The following is an 18,332-nucleotide window of genomic DNA, read 5'->3' on the forward strand; positions in this document are numbered from 1 at the left end:
CAAAGATACACCCTTTTTCTTTTCCCTTCCAAATTTTTCAGCAACTTTTTTTCAATTTTTTTTCAAGGATGCCATCAATCACCTATTGGTCTGCATTTTACAAACCGACCTTATAATTGTATATTTGATTGCAGTCGACCACGCGCACCAAATAGATGCCTCGATTCAATCCGACAACTATCTCGCCACGGTCATCTACGGAACCGGAATAGAGAAGCTGCCCCGACAGATTGTATATGGCAACCTGCCCACAGCCCGATAGACCGGAGACAACCACCCGACCGTCGGCGGCATAGACTCGCGGGGTATCGGCCTGAGGTCGGGCCATGCCCGAGAATTCGGCCGTCGTCACCCTCTGCACCGGCGACCAGGGCGAAACCACATCGTCGCAAAGAGCCCGCACCTGATAGTGATACTCGCTCAACGGCTCGAGATCGTGAACCACATACGAGGTGACCTGCCCTATCCGCTCCTGCGTGTGGACGGTATTGAGATAGTCGCCATAGACAATCGTGGCATCGTCGATAGCCACGTTGCCGGTTGCCTTGTGGGCATAGGTTATCTTCATGGCCGTTACCCCCTCGTCAATCGAGAAGGTGTAGCTCGGATAATATTTCGACGTATTGACGTAGCGCAGGGTATCGACCGACGCCCAGTTGCCGCCCACCTGTTTCTCGACCACCACATAGGAGCCGGAACCCGACGAGGCGAAGCGGTACATGAACGAGAAGGAGACGATGCCCTGAGGATAGGTGGGGGTACACAGGTATTCGCCCGTTGCCTTCAGGGCTACCGAGGGTGCCGACTGGCCACTGCTGGCCGCCGAGGTGTAGTTGCCGCTCGCATTGCCGCTCCAGCCGTCGGGCAAAGGTTCGCCCTTGGAGCCCACGTTGTCGAAACCTTCGGTCACGGTGTGCTGCTCGCCACTCTGCGTAAAGCAAAGCACCTCGTAGTCGTCGGCGGCCTGCACCTCTTCCCAGTTGATGCGGAAGGAGGTATCGGTCACTTCGGAGGCATCGAGCAGCTGAGGAGTCTCGAGCGAATCGGTGACAAACTGCATGCTGTATGCCGCAGCGACGGTAGCGGAGGGGGTGACGGCATCGACCCGATAGGTGTAGCGCGTCAACGGTCGGAGTCCGGTGAAACGATATTCCAGACCAAGACCGGCCGACTCTCCGTCATACATATACTCGCGCTCCGCATCGAACTGCATCGCAAAACTGCCCAGTTGCGAAAAGTCGTCTTTGGGTGCTTCGGTCCATTCGCTCGGGTCGTATACGGCCGAGGGGTGCGTAACGCGGGATTGGCGATAGAGGGTCTTGTCCTGTCCCCAATAGGCTATTTCGCCAGCAAAACCTACCACGTCGATGATGATGCCGTTGCGGCAGAGTGCCACAGCGTCGTTGCCGTTGAAATTGAGCGGCGAATCTTCTCCGCCGGGAATCATCTGCGAAGCCTTGGCGCGGAGCGTGGCGTCGGTCGACTGCTCGTTCAGCAGCAACCAGGTCTCGCCATTCTGCAATACGGCATTGCCCAGCGGGGTATCGTTGTAGAAACTGCCGCCGCCGTTCGACTCGATGCGCAGGCTGTATGCCGAGAGGTCAACGGGAGCGCCCGTGCCGTTGTAGAGTTCGATGGCCTTGTTGTAGCTCGAGCCCTCGACATAGGCCGAGATGATGAGATCGCCGGCAGACGTATTGCCCCGCCAGAGCGATACCCGGTAGTCGGTAGCCGAGGGGTAGTTGACCCATTGCACCGTAGCTTCGGATGCCGTGATGTCGGTAGCACCAGTAACGATGAACGAGGGTACCACAATCAGTTGCACGGGGATGCGATATTGCCGCTCGAGACCTCCACCCACGATGGTCAAGGTGTCGCGATATTCGCCCTGTGCCGGGCGGTCGCAAGCGATTTCGAGGCTATACCCGTCGCTCACCTGTTGCGGCGAAAGTGTCGTGGCCGACAAGGAGAATATATTGCCTTGAGTCCAAGCGATACTTAATGCCGAGGTGAGGTTGTCACCCAGAATCTCGAGCTGTGCCGAGCGGCTGTCGCCCGCCAGAATCACCCCCATGTCGACCGACTCGCCATAGCGAGGCAGAGCCAGGAAGGGAGCCGTCTCTTCGGGGAAGGTGTAGGCCTGGCCCATGTGGTCGCCCCACACATATTCGACCAGATCGGGATAATCGATATAAGGGTTGCGGTTGCCCTGTATGGCGTAGACCGAATCGTTGCGAGCCATCTCGCGTTCGCTCGGCGGGTCCTGCCGGTGCCATTCGAGCAAGAGGTCGCGGGCCCAATCCTTCCACACCGGATAGGTGTTGTTGTCGACCATGGGCGATTGCCAATAATCGTAGAGATTTTCGTAAGCCGTAACCACATAAAAATAGGCCCGGGCAAAGTCGCCCTTGTACTCGTCGGCCGGTTCGAAGCAGCGGTCGGTATAGTCGGTACCAAAACCATTATAACCGATTTTGGAAACGCCATTGTCGAAGCCCGGGGTACCCGTGACCTCGCCCAGCGGCAGGTTGTTCTTCGACGAGTTGGCCGAGCCGTCGGCCGGATAGAGGTGATGCAGGTCGCGGTAGGCGTTATTCTCGTAGGCACCCCACCAGCTCTTGGGGAAGGAGTGCTCGATGTGCATGCCGTCGACCGCCTTGTAGCCATCGAAATAGCGCACTTCGGAGGAGTAGCGATCCCATACGCTACCATCGTCGAGGCGGTCGGTGCGCGAGAAGCCCTCCCAGGTAGCCCCCTCGCCACTGCCATAGTCGAGGGTGTGCATGGCACTCACTATCTGGTGCAAGGCGGTTTTCAACTCGGCTCCACTCTTGCCGTCGGCGGCATAATAATAGCCGGCAGGCACCTCGGCCCTCAGGTAAGACCCGAGGGAGAAGATTGCCATTGCCACTAAAATTATCTGGATAAATTTTCTATTTTTCATGGCTGTCAAGATTAAAATTAAGGAAAGCGGGAGAGCTTGAAGCTCTCCCCTGTTTCAATTCGTTTTTATTGAGCGCTACGTACCCGCACCGTGCTCTGCATGGTACGCGATACCACCCGCACGATGAAGAGCCCCTCGGGCAGCTCCCATTCGGTCTCCTCGCCGTGCAGCACGCGCGAGCCACACAAGCGGCCGTCCATCGTATACCATTGGGCTACCGCATTCATGGGGGCATTGAGGATATACAGCGTCGTACCCGAGGTATAGATAAGGATATGGTCGCTGGCTACCTCGTCGACGGCAGCCGACCACGTGGCTACCGATACGGTGTTGGAGATTGTCTGTGCCTCGTCGCCCACATAGGGGGTAACGGTGTAGTGATACTGTACGGCCGGGGTGAGGTCGGTCACCTCATATTCGGTCACATTGCCTACGCGACGGGGATAGCCGTCGAGAGTAACCGGTGTAAATCCGCCACCGCTCTTCACCACCACACTGTGCAGGTAGGCCCGGTGGTCGCTCTCGGCCATCAGGGTGATGGTCGAAGCGGCAGTGCCTTCCTTCACGGGAATAGTCGTGGTGGTAGTCCCGTCGAGGGTAATCTGGCCGATCTCCTGCCCATCGACCGAAACATAGATTACCGACTGGTCGTTGTGATAAGGCTCGGCTACTACCGTTATCGAGGCATCACCAGCCGAGAGATCCATGGCAGGCGAGGTGGCACTGCCATCTTTGCTACCCGAACCCAAACGAAGCATTCCATTCTCGACAGCCGTATACCCTTCGTATGTCCAGGTATCGGGTTTCGACGAGAATACGGTATTCAATATCTCTTTCTCGGGCGAACTCGACGAATAGTCGTCGTACCACACATTCAGTTCATAGTCGGTAGCCTCGGACTTGGGAGTCCAGGCGGCCACAAACGAGGTCTTGCCTATCTCCTTGGCCGGCAGAGCCACAAAGTCGTCGATGGCCTGACCGGTGAGGTTGACTACCACAGCCGACGAGATGCCTCCACCCGTGATGTCGAGCGTAGCCCGATGCGAACCTACTACCGTAGAGTGGTAAGAGAGTTCGACCGTAGCTCCGTTGTTGACGGCATCGGCCGTGAGGGTACGGGGATTGACCGAGAAGCACTCGCTGTCGGTTCCGCCAATCTCGAGCGACACTTCACCCTCGATATTGCGGCCCTTCACCTGAATCTGCATGGTGACGGGGTCGGATACATTGACCGAAGCAATGCCCAGGTCGATAGTCGATCCTCCTTGAGGAGCCTCGATATAGGGAGTCTCCTCACCCGCAGGCGAGAAAGGCTCGTTACGACGGTCGCCGAAAATCAAATCGACCAGTTCGGGATAGTCGATGAAGGGGTTGCGGTTGCCCTGCTTCGACGCATACACGGCCTCGTTGCGGTCAATCTCCTTCTGGCTCACGGGATCCATCTCGTTCCAACGGAGCAGCATGTCGAGCTGCCACTGTACGATATGCGGATAGGACGACACGAAGATACCGCCCCAGTTGTTGATACGGTTTTGATAGCGCGTAGCAAAATAGAAATAGGTGCGGGCAAAATCGCCTTTATATTCATCATTGGGTTCGAACACGGTACCAGAGTAACCGGGAGTAACTGACTTACCCCATTTGGAAAATCCGTTTTTTGAACTCGAAGCATCCGAACCTACCTCGCCAAAAGGATTATTGCTGCGATAGCTGTTTATCTTGCCGTCGGTGGGATAGATATGCCAGGCATCGGAATACATGGGCGACGCATTGTTGAACCAACTCTTGGGAACCGAGTGCTCCCGATTGTAGCAATCGCCCTCACTCGAATAATTACCACACTTATCCGTTCCAAAAGTAAAATCGGTTACATCGGAATACATATCCCACACCTTTCCGTCGGGTCGGCGGTCGGTCGTTTTGTAAACCTCCCACAAGCCATCATATCCAACATTGGAGGCATTATTTAAGATGACCGACAAACTTTTCTGCAAAGCTTCTCCGCTCTTTCCGATGGCATCGTCGTAATATCCGGCAGGCACTTCGGCCCACAACGAGAGAGAAAACAGGCAGGCTGCCAAGGCAAGCCCGAAACGATTGTGTGAAATACGATTCATAAATTGTTTTATTTAAGTTTTCTTGTTTTTGGAAAAGGGCGATAAAGGTAATGATAATTTATCAAAATCTGCTTAAGAACCGTCCATTTTTATAAAAAAAATCAGCGGGCCGACTTCTACCAGAGAAGCCAGCCCGCCGTGATGGAGTTACTTTCGCAAAGCGAGTTATTCCGATTCGAGTACTCCCGAATGGCCCCGCGTCTTGTCTTTCCATATCTGATACCGATAGACCAGACAGGTGGTGACGAAGTAGACACCGGTAAGTATCCACAGCATCGTGTAGGCATGCCGCACATCGTAGATACCGGCCCCGGCCGTGTTCATGCGCACAAAGCCCTCGATACCCCAGGTCGACGGGATGATGGCCCCCAGCCACTGCCAATACTCGGGCATGGCGTAGCGCGGCCAGGTGATACCCGAAATGAAGAGGAAGATGACCGAGGTGAAGACAAAGAGCAGGAACGAGCTCTCGCGCTCACGCACAAAGACCGAGAGGGTCATGCCGAAGAATATCGACGAGAGCAGGAAGGGCACGGCAAACGAATAGATTTCGACCTGACTGCCTATCTGCGGGAACTTGAACAGCCACGGTATGAAGTGCAGAATGTAGGCCGTACACAACACATAGAGGCTGAAGTAGCACAAGGCTTTGCCTATGACCAGATGCAGCACGTTGTTGTGCATGTGCTCGCGTCCGCTGTAAAAGAGGTGTAGCTGATGGTGCTCGTAGATTCCCCCGGCCAGCATGCCGATACCCAAAATAAGACTCTGCTGCAGGATGAGTATCAGGATGGCGGGCAGCAGGAAAGAGGCCAGACCCGACTCGGGGTTGTAGAGGTTGACCGAGACGTAGGGAATGGGCTGAGTGGCTACGTTGATCTGCTCTTGCGTGGCACCGCCCAACGACTGGGTTTGCAACCGGCCGCCCAGATTCATGGTCACATCGGTGAGTGCAATGAGGAATCCTTTGTAATTGAGCAGGATACTCATATCGGAATAGAACGATACGACACTCTGCTCGCCCCGTTCGATCTTCTGGCTGAAGTCGCTCGGGATAAACAAGATACCGTAGCAGTTCTTCTCGTGCATCATGCGCTTGGCCTCATCCATGTTGGCACAGTAGGAGACGATACGGGCGTTCGGCGTGGCATCCATCTCGCGAGCCAACTCCCGACTCAACGGGGTGCGGGCATTGTCGACCACCACCATAGGTACATCGCGTACCACCTCGGGATTATAAACCGCAGCATAGACGATGGGATAGACAAAGGGCAAGGCAAAGAAAAAGAGGATAACCCCGAAATCCTGGAAGACGGCACGGTACTCCCGCCGCCAGATGTAGTAGATGTCGGCCAATCCTATTCTTATGGAGTGGAAAAATTTCATAGCAATCTGTTTTTTACATCACGGTACATATACCTGCCGCATGAGGGCCTTTTTGAGCCGGGGCAACAACGGGGTCGACGCTACGGCAAAGAGAATGAGCGCCACATAGTGCCAACGCGAATAGTAGAGCGGTATGCCGTTGAGTGCCTGGTCGACATAAATCAAGAAGTAATGGCGCACGGGCAACACATACGATATGGCCTGGAAAGGCAGATACATGGCCGGTACCGGGAACGAGAAGCCGGCAATGGAGAGCGACAAGACCCCCACCAGACCGGCGGCACTCAACCCGATGCGCAACGAGGGGGCTATGCTCATGATGATGACGGCAAAGCTCTGGGTCGATACCACCAGCAGCAACATGGCTGCAATCATGTGCCAGATATTCCCCTGCATGGGGAAGTGCAGGTAGCCGTACAGCAGGGCCAGATAGAGGAGCCCCATGGCAAAGAAGATGATGGTCTGGGGCACCAACTTGCCGGTAATGGCGACGATAATCGAGTCGTCGGCCGTGCGCAGCCACTCGCGAGCGGTGGAGCGTTTGATTTCGGACCCGATGCTGAAGACCGTCACCAGCAGAATCATCAACTGCAGCAGACCGGGAAGGAACGAGTTGTTGAGGTAGACCGAGTAGCTGATCCACGGGTTGCCCAGTGCGTGCATATCGGTGGCAATGGGCTGCAACTTGGCCATAATCTGCGACTCCTCTACCCCGGTAGCGAGCAGCACCTGCCGCACGACCGCCCCCGAGGCCAACACCGACATGGTCTTGAAACTCTTGTAGAGCAGCGAAGCGGGTATGTAATAGGCGTTGTTGGTGTAGAACGAAATCTCGGGCTGACGTCCGGCCGTAGCCTTGGCCTCGAACCCCTCGGGAATCATGAGGAAGCCGAAGATGTCGCCCGACTGCATCAACTCGCGGGCCTCGGTAAAGCTGTTGAGCTTGTAGAGCACGTCGACCGACTCCAGAGCACCCAACTGCTGGGTGAAGTCTTGCGACGAGTTGGAGTAGTCCTGGTCGACAATGGCCACCGGTATCTTGTGGGGCAGCCCTTCGTGCATCAGGGAGAACATGAAGAGGCAGCAAAACAGCGGAGCCACCACCATGCACAGCACATAGATGGGGCGCGACACGAGCTGCCGCATCTCCCTGACGATGCTTGCCCACAAGCCTGTTCTATTTTCCGTTTGTTCTGTCATATAACAATCTCCCGACGTTAAACGTGTGCCGGAGTCCGGCTTACTTATTGCGTTTCAACAGTACCGACATGCCCGGACGCAGGTTCTCGACCGGCTCCACGGGACGAGCCTTCACCTCGAAGGTCTTGGCATCGTACTGCCCCGTCACCTTGGTGGCCCGCCATACGGCATAGGAGCCCATGTCGCGAATGTAGAATACCTTGAGGGTAACCTCCTTGTTGCCGAGTGCGGGAATGACGGCACGCACCTCGGCCTCCATCGTGAGGTCCTTCAGCAGGTCTTCGCGCACGTTGAACGAAACCCACATGTCGTCGAGTTTCAACACATTCATAATAGGAGCTCCCAGGCTCACCAGCTCGCCCACGTTGGGGAATATGTCGGAGATTTCGCCATCGGTGGGAGCCGTCAGGTAAGAGTCGTCGAGTATCGACTCCACTTCGGCCACACTGCCCCGGGCGGCAGCAACCATGGCAGCGGCAGCAGCCTTGTCTTCGACCTGTGCTCCGGCCTTGGCCATCTCGTATTGCGAGCGGGCGGCACTCTCGGTAGCGACCATCGCCTTGTACGAGGCTTCGGCCTCGTCGCGTTTCTGAGCCGAAACTACACCTTTTTTATACAGCGACTCCATGCGGTCATAGGTCTTCTTGGCTATCGTAAGACCGGCTTGAGCCTGCTGCCACATGTCGTAGGCCGAGTTGAGCAACTCGATGCGGGTACCCTTGTCGACCTTCTTGTTCTGGGCTTGAGCCACCGACTCCATGGCCTCGGCTTGCGAGAGCTTGGCCTCGACGAGCGACGAGTGTATGTGCACCAGCGTATCGCCGGCCTTCACATGCTGTCCCTCCTCGACCATAAACTCGACCACGCGCCCGGGCAGTTTGCCCGACACCCGCACCTGGGTAGCTTCGGCCTGCCCCTGGATAATCTGGGGTTCGGGTTTGAGCAGGAACAATCCGATCAAGGCCAAAACAACGATAATGACAATCAAAGCAATGAGTCCAACGACCAAACTGCGTTCTTTCTTTTCTTTTAGATTTTCCATCGTAAATCTTGTTTTGCTATTTTTTTATTTTCTTTTTCAATATCTCATGGTTCCCAAAGCCTTGGCCAGGTAGACCTCGCACAAACGGGTGTCGATTTCGGCATCGATTTTCTCCGACTGGGCTTCGAGCCAGGCAGTCTGGGCCTCGAGCACGTTGGTCGTGGTAAGCACACCCTCTTCAAAACCCACCTGGGCATTGCGCAGGTTTTCGTCGGCTTTCTCGAGATTCTTCACCGCCATGCGGTAGGTGCGGTAAGCCTCCGAAGCCTTGAAGGCGGCCTGGTTGACCTGCAACTCGATTTTCTCTTTCGTGTCGGCCAGTTGCAGCTTGGCTACGACAGCCTCGCTCTTGGCCGCCCGTATCTTGTTGTAGTTCTGCCCCCAGTGCAAGATGGGAATGTTGAGCATAACCCCCACGCTGAACATGCCGTTGAACTCGTTCTTGAAGCCATTGAAGGCGTTGGGATTGGAGAATGAGTAGGTGCCGACCAGCGCCAGCTTGGGCAACATGTCGGAGAGGGCCAGGTTTTTCTTCTTCTCGTAAATCTTGGCGGCATAGTCGAGACTGAGAACCTCGTTGCGGTTCCTGAACACCTCGTCCATATCGTAGGCGAGCGGTTGCTCCTGCGGCTCTACCCGCTCGAGCGACTCGTCCTCGAGCGTAAATACCGAGTTTACCGGCAACCCGCAAATCTGGGCCAGCGCCATGCGCGACAGGGCCAGGCCGTTGTCGACTTTGGCCAGCGTAATCTGCGCGGCATTGAGCCGCACGGCTACCGTGAGGCCGTCGGACTGGGTAGCTACCCCCTCCTCGATCATATCCTGCACGTGGCGGTTGAGGGTGTCGAGCAGGGCGGTGTAGCTCTCGGCCAACCGCTTTTTATGCACGAGCGATACCACCTGCCAGTAGGCCTCGTCGGTTTGATAGACAATCTCCTTCTCGGCCGTGTTGCGCTGCGTGACGGCCAGTTTTTCGGCATAGCTGGCGATGTCGTTCAACGCCTTGATTTTACCGCCCATGAAGATGGGCTGCGTGAGGGTAACCAGACCGACGTAGACATTGTGTACATCGAACTCGAAAGCCTCTTTCGGGATGAGCGCTACGGTCTGGGGAATGGGCTGCCCGTTGTTCAAGATGGGCTCACCCGTCATCGGGTTGGTCACCACATTATATTTATACTCCTGAGTAGCCAGGTCGAAGCTCTTGGTGGGCAGATACTGATCCTCCTCGAGCAGCGAGATGGATTTCTGGTTATACATATAGGTACCGCTGAAATCGATTCCCGGGAAATAGGCTCCCCGAGCCGACTTCTTGGTATAGCCTGCACCCTTGACCTTCTCCTCGGCAATGCGCAGTTGCTTGTTGTTCTTCAAAGCCATGCGGCGGCACGAGTCGAGCGACACGGGCTGTTGCGCCGAAGCGGCCAGGAAAGAGAGTAGAAAGAGGGCGACCAGCACTCTTCCCGCCCCTAAAGTTCGGTTGATTCTCATATCTTTTTACCTTTTACACGTTGCAGGGTTAATACTTGCCATGCTTATAGTTGCCTAAACAATTTTATATCTTAAAAAAATAATGCCCTCGGCATTACCCCGCAAAAATACGCCGAGTTTAGCATTAAACAAATATTTGATGAGTTTGTTTTCTATTTTTACTTTTTTTTAAGAGTCTCACCCCACCCCGTCGACAGCAGGCCACGAAGGTGCCCGACTCACTCTTTCAGGGTAAACGAGCGGGTGCCTATCTTGTAGTTGTCGGCAAAGATGTCGACCCGATACTCCCCCGGATAGAGGAACTCCTCGACCGCCCAGTACATGGTCACATCGTTCAATTCATCGCCGGTAAACTCGATGAGCTTGCGGCACGAATAGTTGATTTCGCGATCTTCGAAGGGGAAGACGTCGGCCCGGTCCTTGACCAGCACGTCGCCGTCGGGTTTCACGATGCGGGCATAGATATACTTCTCGCCCACCTCGGCCGTCACGTTCTTGGCTATGGAGAAGGTAATCTTTATCTTGTCGGTCTTTTTGATGCGCTTGGCCACCTTGCCCCGCGAGTCGATGGGGGTAACCACCACGCCCACGGCATCGAGCTTCGAGGCCAGCGTCACCTTCTCGGTGAGTTCCTCACGCTCCTGTTTCAGCTGGTCGGCCGTAGCCGATACCTCGCGATAGCGGCGGGTCACCTGGGCATTCTCTTCGCGCAGCTGCTTGTTGGCGACGTTGAGCGAGTCGATCTGCATCACATAGTGGCGCATGATACCGCGCAGGGTAGCCAACTCTTTCTTCAGCTCCTCGATACGGGCCGAACTGGTATTTTTCACCGTGCGCAACTCTTCGAGCAGGCGCTGTACCTTCACCTTCTCGGCATCGAGTTTCTCGATGAGCGAGTCGTTGTTGAACATCATCTTTTGCCCCTCGAACTGGTCGTACTGGGCAGCCAGGTCGCTATACTCCTTCTCGAGTTCGCTACGCTGCTTGTCAATCTCGACCTGCTCCTTGAAGTCGGACATCTGTTTATGCTGTATATAGATGAAAATACCTGTCCCTATCAGAGCGACAGCCAACACGGCAATAATAATCACTACCAGATTACTTCTTTTCATAGTTTATCAGAAGCTATTATTTTTCTGCAAAAGTAACGCATTCTCGCCAACCAGCCAAGGTGTAACAGATTATTTAAGTCATAAATGTTAAAATAGTCTATTCATGCGGCGTCCACAGGTAGATAAGCAACGGCGGCGACCCTGTCGGCAAAAAGAAAGTAAGCCCGGCTCACAAAATCTTTTTCTCATAAAAATAATTAAGTTAACACCTATTGCAAACGATTTTCCCTATCTTTGTGAAACCTTAGAACAGTTATACGCCTAAGCAATGATGGGAAAATTGATCGAATTTTTCAAAAAGCACCCGATAATCAAAACATTAGTACAGATGGTTATCGTCTTTTTTCTGTTAATCGGAATCACCCTCTACGGGCTGAAACTATATACACGACACGGGAAAGCCGTGCTCGTGCCCGACGTAAAGGCCATGGCCTTGCCCGATGCCCTGCGCATACTCGACCGGGAAGGCTTTAGATACGACATCATCGACTCGCTGTTTATCGACGAAGCCGTGCCCGGCACGGTCGTAGAGCAGACTCCGGCCGGCGGCAGCAAAGTGAAGGAGGGACGTATCGTCTACATCTCGATAAACGCCTACTCCCCGCGCATGATTACCTGCCCCAAAGTGGTCGACATGTCGATGCGCCAGGCGCTTTCGCTGCTGGAGAGCCGGGGCCTGAACGACGTACGCATCCAGGAGGTTCCATCGGAGTACCCCGATTTGGTCATGGGGCTACAATATCAAGGCGAAACCTTGCAAGCCGGCGACAAAGTACCCGCCGGCAGCTCATTGACACTGCTCGTGGGTAACGGTGTACCCGAAGTCTACACCGACTCGACCACCGACGAAGAGGCTCCACAAGCCATGGATACCGAATCGCTGACCGATGAAAGTTGGTTTAACTAAACAGACGATGCGACAAGAATGAACTTTTGCGACGAAGACATAGAAGCCGACGATAAAATCGTTGCCGAAGAGGGTGAACGGGAGCTTTACGAGCACTTTCGGTTTGTTGCCGACAAGGGGCAGAGCCTGCTGCGGGTAGACAAATTTCTGGTGGCCCGCCTCGAAAACTCGTCGCGCAACCGGGTGCAACAGGCTGCCGAGGCCGGCTGCATACTGGTCAACGGCAAGCCCGTCAAGTCGAACTACCGGGTGAAGCCGCTCGATGTCGTTTCGGTCGTCATGGACCGCCCCCGCTACGAATTTGAAATCATACCTCAGGATATTCCCCTCGACGTCGTCTACGAAGACGATGCCGTGCTGGTGGTGAACAAGCCGGCCGGACTGGTGGTGCATCCCGGGCATGGCAATTACAGCGGTACGCTGGTAAACGCCCTGGCCTACTACTTCCGCAACACCCCCAACTACGACGTAAACGACCCCCGGCTGGGACTGGTACACCGCATCGACAAAGACACCTCGGGTCTGCTGGTCATCGCCAAGACTCCCGAGGCCAAGACCAACCTGGGACTGCAGTTCTTCCACAAAACCACCCAGCGCAAATATGTGGCGCTGGTGTGGGGATTGATGGAACAGGACGAGGGTACCATCGAGGGCAACATAGGCCGCAGCCTCAAGGACCGGCTGCAAATGACCGTATTCCCCGACGGCGATCAGGGCAAACACGCCGTCACCCATTACCGAACCCTGGAGCGTCTGGGGTATGTCTCGATTGTCGAATGCCGACTCGAGACCGGGCGCACACACCAAATCAGAGTACACATGAAATACATAGGCCACACGCTTTTCAACGACGAGCGCTATGGCGGAGACCAGATACTCAAGGGGACAACCTTCTCCAAATACAAACAGTTTGTTCAGAACTGTTTCGACATCTGCCCCCGACAGGCACTGCACGCCAAGACACTCGGCTTCAAACATCCCGTCACAGGAGAAGAGATGTTTTTCGACTCGCCTATTCCTCAGGATATGACTCAGTTGTTTGACAAATGGCGCAACTACACCGCCAATCGAGATATATAGGAGATATTATAAACCCAGAGAAAAAGAACTACCAATCAATAAAAGACGGTTCTATACCTTAAAAACAAGAGTTATGGAATGCCCAAAAGAATTTGACGATATCAGGCCGTTTTACGACCGCGAATTCCACGACAAGATGAAAGTCTTGGTCAAAGAACCAAAATTCGAACACGCCGTGCGCTACGTGCTGCGCGATGTCAACTACGACGTATTGTGCCAGCAACTGCTCTCGCTCGACAACAAGAAAGATTTTCAACTGCTCGTCATGCGCGCCTTTCTCGAAGTGCTCACCAAGAAGACGACCAAAAGTCTCTCCGAGAAGAACTTCGACCTGCTCGAAAAGACCAAGAACTATACCTACATGTCGAACCACCGCGACATCATTCTCGATGCCTCGTTGCTCAACCTGCTGCTCATTCGCCATGGCTTCAACACCAGCGAAATCGCCATCGGAAACAATCTGCTCATCTTCGACTGGATATCCGACCTGGTGCGGCTCAACAAAAGCTTTATCGTGAAACGCGACGTGGGGGTACGACAGATGCTCGAAGCGGCCCGGCAACTCTCGGGGTATATCCACTTTGCCATCACCCAGAAGAAGGAGTCGGTCTGGATTGCCCAACGCGAAGGCCGGTCTAAAGACTCGGACGACCGCACGCAGGAGTCGCTCATCAAGATGTTGGGATTGGCCGGCAACGGCAACCTCATCGACAACCTGAAGGAGATAAACCTCGTACCCGTATCCATCTCTTACGAATACGACCCGTGCGACTACCTCAAGGCCCAAGAGTTCCTGCTCAAACGCGACAACCCCGACTTCAAGAAGTCGCAAGAAGACGACCTGCACAGCATGGAAATCGGGCTGCTCGGCTACAAAGGCCGCGTTCATTTCGAAATATCGCCCTGCATCAACGACGAGCTCGACAAGCTCTCGCATCTCGAGGAAAAATCGGAAATTCTGGCCCGGATACTCAAAATCATCGACAAGGGCATCCACTCGGGCTACATGATTTACCCCGGCAACTACGTCGCCTACGACATGCTCAACGGCACCAACCGGTTTGCCGACCGCTACACTCGCAAAGAGTCGCTCACCTTTACCAACTACCTGCACTCGCAACTGGCCAAGATACCCGACTCGGACGACGAAAAGAATCGGGAGTTCCTCGAGCGGTGCATTCTGCTGATGTATGCCAACCCGCTGAAAAACAAACTGGTGGCAACCGGGCAAGAAGCCTGACAAAAAAACGTATAAGACAAAACGATGAGTGGTTTCCGTACAAAACGGCTCATCGTTTTTCTTCTCAAACTCAAAACAAAATCTATGCGGTTACCTCTTCTTCTCATTCTGCTGCCGCTCCTGGCCCTCACGACCGACGCCTATATCTACGGGCGAAACCTGCGAAACCGATCGCGATGGGTCAAGATACTCTGGTGGTCTGTCACGGCCATCGTGCTCGTAGCCGTATTCGTGGCCGTGCTTTTCCAATTCAAATTCAGGGGGACAATCGACATCAATGTGGCCATGTGGATATTCTATGGTTTTTTCCTCGTCTACATGCCCAAATGGTTCTACTCCATCTGTTCGCTGTTCGATTACCTGCCCCGTCTGTGGCACAAACGGCGGGGACGCTGGGGCCACTTCGTGGGTCTCGCGCTGTCGTTCTACGTCATGGGCAGCATGCTCTACGGTGCATTCTATGCCCGCCAGCATCCGGTATATAACTACCGTACCATTACGTTCGACCGATTGCCCGAAGCCTTCGACGGATACCGCATCGTACAATTCTCCGACCTCCACATCGAGACCCTCGGCTCGGCCGGGCGATACCTGCCCCGATGGGTGGCCGACATCGACAGCCTGCACCCCGACCTCATCGTCTTCACCGGCGACCTGGTGAACCGGCAGGGCGGCGAACTGCCCCGCTACATGCCTGAGCTCTCGCGGCTCTCGGCTACCGACGGAGTCTACTCGGTACTGGGCAACCACGACTATGGTGACTACTATCACTGGAGCTCGCCTGCCGAACAGGAGAAAACCCTGCAACAGCTCATCGCCGACGAGGGCCGCATGGGGTGGCACATGCTCAACAACCGGTCGGTATGGCTGCACCGCGGCAACGACAGCATCGCCCTCATCGGGGTCGAAAACTGGGGCATGCCCCCCTTCCCCCAATACGGACGGCTGGCCGAAGCCTACCCCGCGCTGAACGACTCGACCTTCAAGATACTGCTCTCGCACAACCCGCTGCATTGGCGCCACGAGGTGATTCCGCAGAGCAACATCGACCTCACCCTCTCGGGCCATACCCACGCCATGCAGTTGAAGTTGGGGTGGAAAGGCTTTGAATACTCGCTGGCCGAACCCATGTACCCCGAATGGAGCGGTCTCTACACCGCTCCCGACGGACGACACAAACTCTACGTCAACGAGGGTATGGGGTGCGTCTTCCTGCCCATGCGCATAGGCGCCCGCCCCGAGATTACCGTCATCACGCTAAAGAAAGAACCATGAATACAACGTTCCCAAAAATCCTGGCCCAGTCGCTGGGTATCGCCGAACCCCAGGTAGCCAAAACCATCGAACTGCTCGAGGGCGGGGCCACCATCCCCTTCATCAGCCGATACCGCAAGGAGGCCACCGGCTCGCTCGACGAGGTGCAGATAGGCCGCATCAAGGAGGATTATGACCGACTGTGCGAACTGGCCAAACGCAAAGAATCGATACTATCGACCATCGACGAGCAGGGCAAACTCACCGACGAGCTGCGCCAGCGCATCGACTCGTGCTGGAACGCCACCGAACTCGAAGACATATATCTGCCCTACAAGCCTCGCCGACGGACTCGCGCCGAGATTGCCCGCGAACGCGGTCTCGAACCGCTGGCCAAAATCATCATGTCGCAACGCAACGACCGCATCGAGGCCAGCGCCTCGCGATTCATTACGGCCGAGGTGACCGACGCCGAAAGCGCCATCAAGGGAGCCTGCGACATCATGGCCGAATGGGTGGCCGAAAACGAACGGGCCCGCAACACCGTGCGCCGCAGCTTCGAGCAGAGCGGTGTCATCGCGGCCAAAGTGGTCAAGGGCAAAGAGACGGAGGGCGATAAATACCGCGACTACTTTGCCTGGAGCGAATCGCTGCGGCGATGTGCCTCGCACAAGATTCTGGCCGTGCGCCGCGGCGAAAAGGAGGGTATCCTGCGGGTATCGATTGCCCCCGACGACGAACAAACTCTCACTCGCCTGCAACGCCTCTTTGTCAAGGGCGAAGGCGAAGCCTCTACCCTCGTAGGGGAGGCGGTGACCGACAGCTACAAACGACTGTTGCGACCCTCGATTGAGAGCGAATTTGCCGCCTCGTCCAAAGAGAAGGCCGACGATGCGGCCATCGCCGTCTTTGCCGAGAACGTGAAGCAGTTGCTGCTGGCCCCTCCGCTGGGGCAGAAACGGGTATTGGCCATCGACCCCGGATTCCGTACCGGCTGCAAGGTGGTCTGCCTCGATGCCCAGGGCAACCTGCTGCACAACGAAACCATCTATCCCCACCCGCCCCGGCAGGACCGCGCAGGGGCGGCCCGCAAACTCACCCAACTGGTCGAGAGCTACAAGATTGAAGCCATCGCCATAGGCAACGGTACCGCCGGACGCGAGACCGAAGAGTTTGTCACCAACCTGCGCTACGACCGCAAGATACAGGTCTTTGTCGTGAGCGAAAGCGGTGCCTCCATCTACTCGGCTTCGAAGGTGGCCCGCGAGGAGTTCCCCGACCAGGACGTGACGGTGCGAGGTGCCGTGTCGATAGGCCGGCGGCTCATCGACCCCCTGGCCGAACTGGTGAAGATTGACCCCAAGTCGATAGGCGTGGGGCAATACCAGCACGACGTGGATCAGACGAAGCTGAAGCGGTCGCTCGACCGTGTGGTGGAGTATTGCGTCAACTCGGTAGGCGTCAACGTCAACACCGCCAGCAAGCACCTGCTCACCTACATCTCGGGACTGGGCCCTCAGCTGGCCCAGAATATCGTGGAGTACCGCCAAGCCAACGGCGACTTTATGAGCCGCAGCGACCTGCTCCGGGTGCCCCGCATGGGTGCCAAGGCCTTTGAGCAGTCGGCCGGATTCCTGCGCATACCTCATGCCGCCAACCCGCTCGACAACTCGGCCGTTCACCCCGAGCGCTACGCCATCGTCGAACAGATGGCCGCCGACCTGGGCTGCACCATAGGCGAACTCATCGAGAACAAAGAGCTGAAAAAGCAGCTCGACCTGAAGCGATACATCGCGGGCGACGTGGGCATGCCCACCCTCACCGACATCATGGCCGAGCTCGACAAACCCGGGCGGGACCCCCGCCGCTATATCGAGATGATGGAGTTCGACGCCAAAGTCAAGAGCATCGACGACCTGCAAGAGGGCATGGTGCTCAACGGCATCGTCACCAACATTACGCAGTTCGGCTGCTTTGTCGACATCGGCATCAAGGAGAACGGCCTGGTACACATCTCGCAGATGGCCGACCGCTACATCGCCAACCCCGCCGAGGTGGTATCGATGCACCAGCCCGTGCGGGTACGGGTCATCGGGATAGACCGCGAACGCAAACGCATACAACTCTCATTAAAAGATGTATCATGAATACCGCTTTAATCAGTTTGGCTTCCAATTCGCCCGATAAACGGGAACAGATGGAACAGGCCTTTGCCGAGTTGCGGGCCATGGGCATCGTGGCCCGGTCGTCGTCGATTTACGAGACGGCCCCTTACGGAAATCCCCGACACCCCAACTACCTCAACGCCGTGGCCTGCATCCGCACTGCGGCCGAATACCCGGTGCTCTACGATACCCTCAAGGAGATGGAGCGAGCCCACGGCCGCACCCCCCAGTCGAAACTGAGCGGCGAGATTCCGCTCGACATCGACATCGTCGTGTGGAACGGCGAGACCCTGCGCCCGCAAGACTACGAGCGCGACTACTTCAAGACCGGACTGCACGAGATACAACCTGTTGAGAACCAACAACCCCACCCGATTGTTTCACATTAAATACG

At 55.7% G+C, this 18,332-nt stretch carries 13 protein-coding genes; 6 read left to right on the top strand and 7 right to left on the bottom strand.

The annotated features are described in order from the left end of the window. Positions 1–97: 97 nt before the first annotated feature. From Q1K76_RS08035 to Q1K76_RS08065, 7 genes are all read right to left on the bottom strand, one after another. Positions 98–2,905, bottom strand: a complete 2,808-nt coding sequence (locus tag Q1K76_RS08035) for an endonuclease (protein ID WP_300132397.1) — start codon at positions 2,903–2,905, stop codon at positions 98–100. A 104-nt stretch (positions 2,906–3,009) separates the two neighbouring features. Further along, positions 3,010–5,061 (bottom strand): endonuclease, encoded by a 2,052-nt coding sequence (locus tag Q1K76_RS08040; protein WP_300132399.1) that lies wholly within the window; start codon positions 5,059–5,061, stop codon positions 3,010–3,012. Positions 5,062–5,226: 165 nt separating this feature from the next. Next, the gene (locus Q1K76_RS08045) at positions 5,227–6,447 is read right to left on the bottom strand and encodes an ABC transporter permease (RefSeq protein WP_289542039.1); all 1,221 of its coding nucleotides are present in this window, start codon (positions 6,445–6,447) and stop codon (positions 5,227–5,229) included. 18 nt (positions 6,448–6,465) lie between these two features. Beyond that, complete coding sequence (locus tag Q1K76_RS08050; RefSeq protein WP_300132401.1) at positions 6,466–7,647, bottom strand: ABC transporter permease; 1,182 nt, start codon at positions 7,645–7,647, stop codon at positions 6,466–6,468. A 40-nt stretch (positions 7,648–7,687) separates the two neighbouring features. Further along, entirely contained in the window at positions 7,688–8,689 is a 1,002-nt protein-coding gene (locus tag Q1K76_RS08055; protein WP_300132403.1) for an HlyD family secretion protein, read from the bottom strand. Positions 8,690–8,725: 36 nt separating this feature from the next. Continuing rightward, positions 8,726–10,180 carry a TolC family protein gene (locus tag Q1K76_RS08060; protein ID WP_087408474.1) on the bottom strand — a complete coding sequence of 485 codons (1,455 nt, stop codon included), beginning with the start codon at positions 10,178–10,180 and terminating at the stop codon, positions 8,726–8,728. A gap of 218 nt (positions 10,181–10,398) precedes the next feature. Next, a complete protein-coding gene (locus Q1K76_RS08065; protein ID WP_087408473.1) occupies positions 10,399–11,292 on the bottom strand; it encodes a hypothetical protein in 894 nt (297 codons plus the stop codon). Between the two features lie 328 nt (positions 11,293–11,620). Between Q1K76_RS08065 and Q1K76_RS08070 the strand changes: the two genes are divergently transcribed. The 6 genes from Q1K76_RS08070 (at position 11,621) to folK (ending at position 18,327) form a co-directional block, all read left to right on the top strand. After that, positions 11,621–12,199 (top strand): PASTA domain-containing protein, encoded by a 579-nt coding sequence (locus Q1K76_RS08070; protein ID WP_158096849.1) that lies wholly within the window; start codon positions 11,621–11,623, stop codon positions 12,197–12,199. A gap of 18 nt (positions 12,200–12,217) precedes the next feature. Beyond that, entirely contained in the window at positions 12,218–13,279 is a 1,062-nt protein-coding gene (locus tag Q1K76_RS08075; RefSeq protein WP_087408471.1) for an RluA family pseudouridine synthase, read from the top strand. 73 nt (positions 13,280–13,352) lie between these two features. After that, the gene (locus Q1K76_RS08080; protein WP_300132407.1) at positions 13,353–14,519 is read left to right on the top strand and encodes an acyltransferase; all 1,167 of its coding nucleotides are present in this window, start codon (positions 13,353–13,355) and stop codon (positions 14,517–14,519) included. An 84-nt stretch (positions 14,520–14,603) separates the two neighbouring features. Further along, on the top strand, positions 14,604–15,794 hold the full coding sequence (locus tag Q1K76_RS08085; RefSeq protein WP_300132410.1) for a metallophosphoesterase: 1,191 nt from the start codon (positions 14,604–14,606) through the stop codon (positions 15,792–15,794). Then, positions 15,791–17,920: a Tex family protein gene (locus Q1K76_RS08090; RefSeq protein ID WP_300132412.1), complete on the top strand. Its 2,130-nt coding sequence runs from the start codon at positions 15,791–15,793 to the stop codon at positions 17,918–17,920. The genes Q1K76_RS08085 and Q1K76_RS08090 overlap by 4 nt, the downstream gene beginning before the upstream one ends. Further along, positions 17,917–18,327, top strand: coding sequence for a 2-amino-4-hydroxy-6-hydroxymethyldihydropteridine diphosphokinase (gene folK, locus Q1K76_RS08095; RefSeq protein ID WP_087408467.1), 411 nt, complete (start codon positions 17,917–17,919; stop codon positions 18,325–18,327). The genes Q1K76_RS08090 and folK overlap by 4 nt, the downstream gene beginning before the upstream one ends. Positions 18,328–18,332 lie beyond the last annotated feature (5 nt).

It is taken from the genome of uncultured Barnesiella sp. (genome assembly GCF_946496565.1).
Classification (GTDB): Bacteria; Bacteroidota; Bacteroidia; order Bacteroidales; family Barnesiellaceae; genus Barnesiella; species Barnesiella merdigallinarum.

Excerpts from the sequence above, each read along its gene's own strand:
- Q1K76_RS08035 (WP_300132397.1), bottom strand. The coding sequence starts at position 2,905 with ATGGCAATCTTCTCCCTCGGGTCTTACCTGAGGGCCGAGGTGCCTGCC.
- Q1K76_RS08040 (WP_300132399.1), bottom strand. The coding sequence starts at position 5,061 with ATGAATCGTATTTCACACAATCGTTTCGGGCTTGCCTTGGCAGCCTGC.
- Q1K76_RS08045 (WP_289542039.1), bottom strand. The coding sequence starts at position 6,447 with ATGAAATTTTTCCACTCCATAAGAATAGGATTGGCCGACATCTACTAC.
- Q1K76_RS08050 (WP_300132401.1), bottom strand. The coding sequence starts at position 7,647 with ATGACAGAACAAACGGAAAATAGAACAGGCTTGTGGGCAAGCATCGTC.
- Q1K76_RS08055 (WP_300132403.1), bottom strand. The coding sequence starts at position 8,689 with ATGGAAAATCTAAAAGAAAAGAAAGAACGCAGTTTGGTCGTTGGACTC.
- Q1K76_RS08060 (WP_087408474.1), bottom strand. The coding sequence starts at position 10,180 with ATGAGAATCAACCGAACTTTAGGGGCGGGAAGAGTGCTGGTCGCCCTC.
- Q1K76_RS08065 (WP_087408473.1), bottom strand. The coding sequence starts at position 11,292 with ATGAAAAGAAGTAATCTGGTAGTGATTATTATTGCCGTGTTGGCTGTC.
- Q1K76_RS08070 (WP_158096849.1), top strand. The coding sequence starts at position 11,621 with ATGGTTATCGTCTTTTTTCTGTTAATCGGAATCACCCTCTACGGGCTG.
- Q1K76_RS08075 (WP_087408471.1), top strand. The coding sequence starts at position 12,218 with ATGAACTTTTGCGACGAAGACATAGAAGCCGACGATAAAATCGTTGCC.
- Q1K76_RS08080 (WP_300132407.1), top strand. The coding sequence starts at position 13,353 with ATGGAATGCCCAAAAGAATTTGACGATATCAGGCCGTTTTACGACCGC.
- Q1K76_RS08085 (WP_300132410.1), top strand. The coding sequence starts at position 14,604 with ATGCGGTTACCTCTTCTTCTCATTCTGCTGCCGCTCCTGGCCCTCACG.
- Q1K76_RS08090 (WP_300132412.1), top strand. The coding sequence starts at position 15,791 with ATGAATACAACGTTCCCAAAAATCCTGGCCCAGTCGCTGGGTATCGCC.
- folK (WP_087408467.1), top strand. The coding sequence starts at position 17,917 with ATGAATACCGCTTTAATCAGTTTGGCTTCCAATTCGCCCGATAAACGG.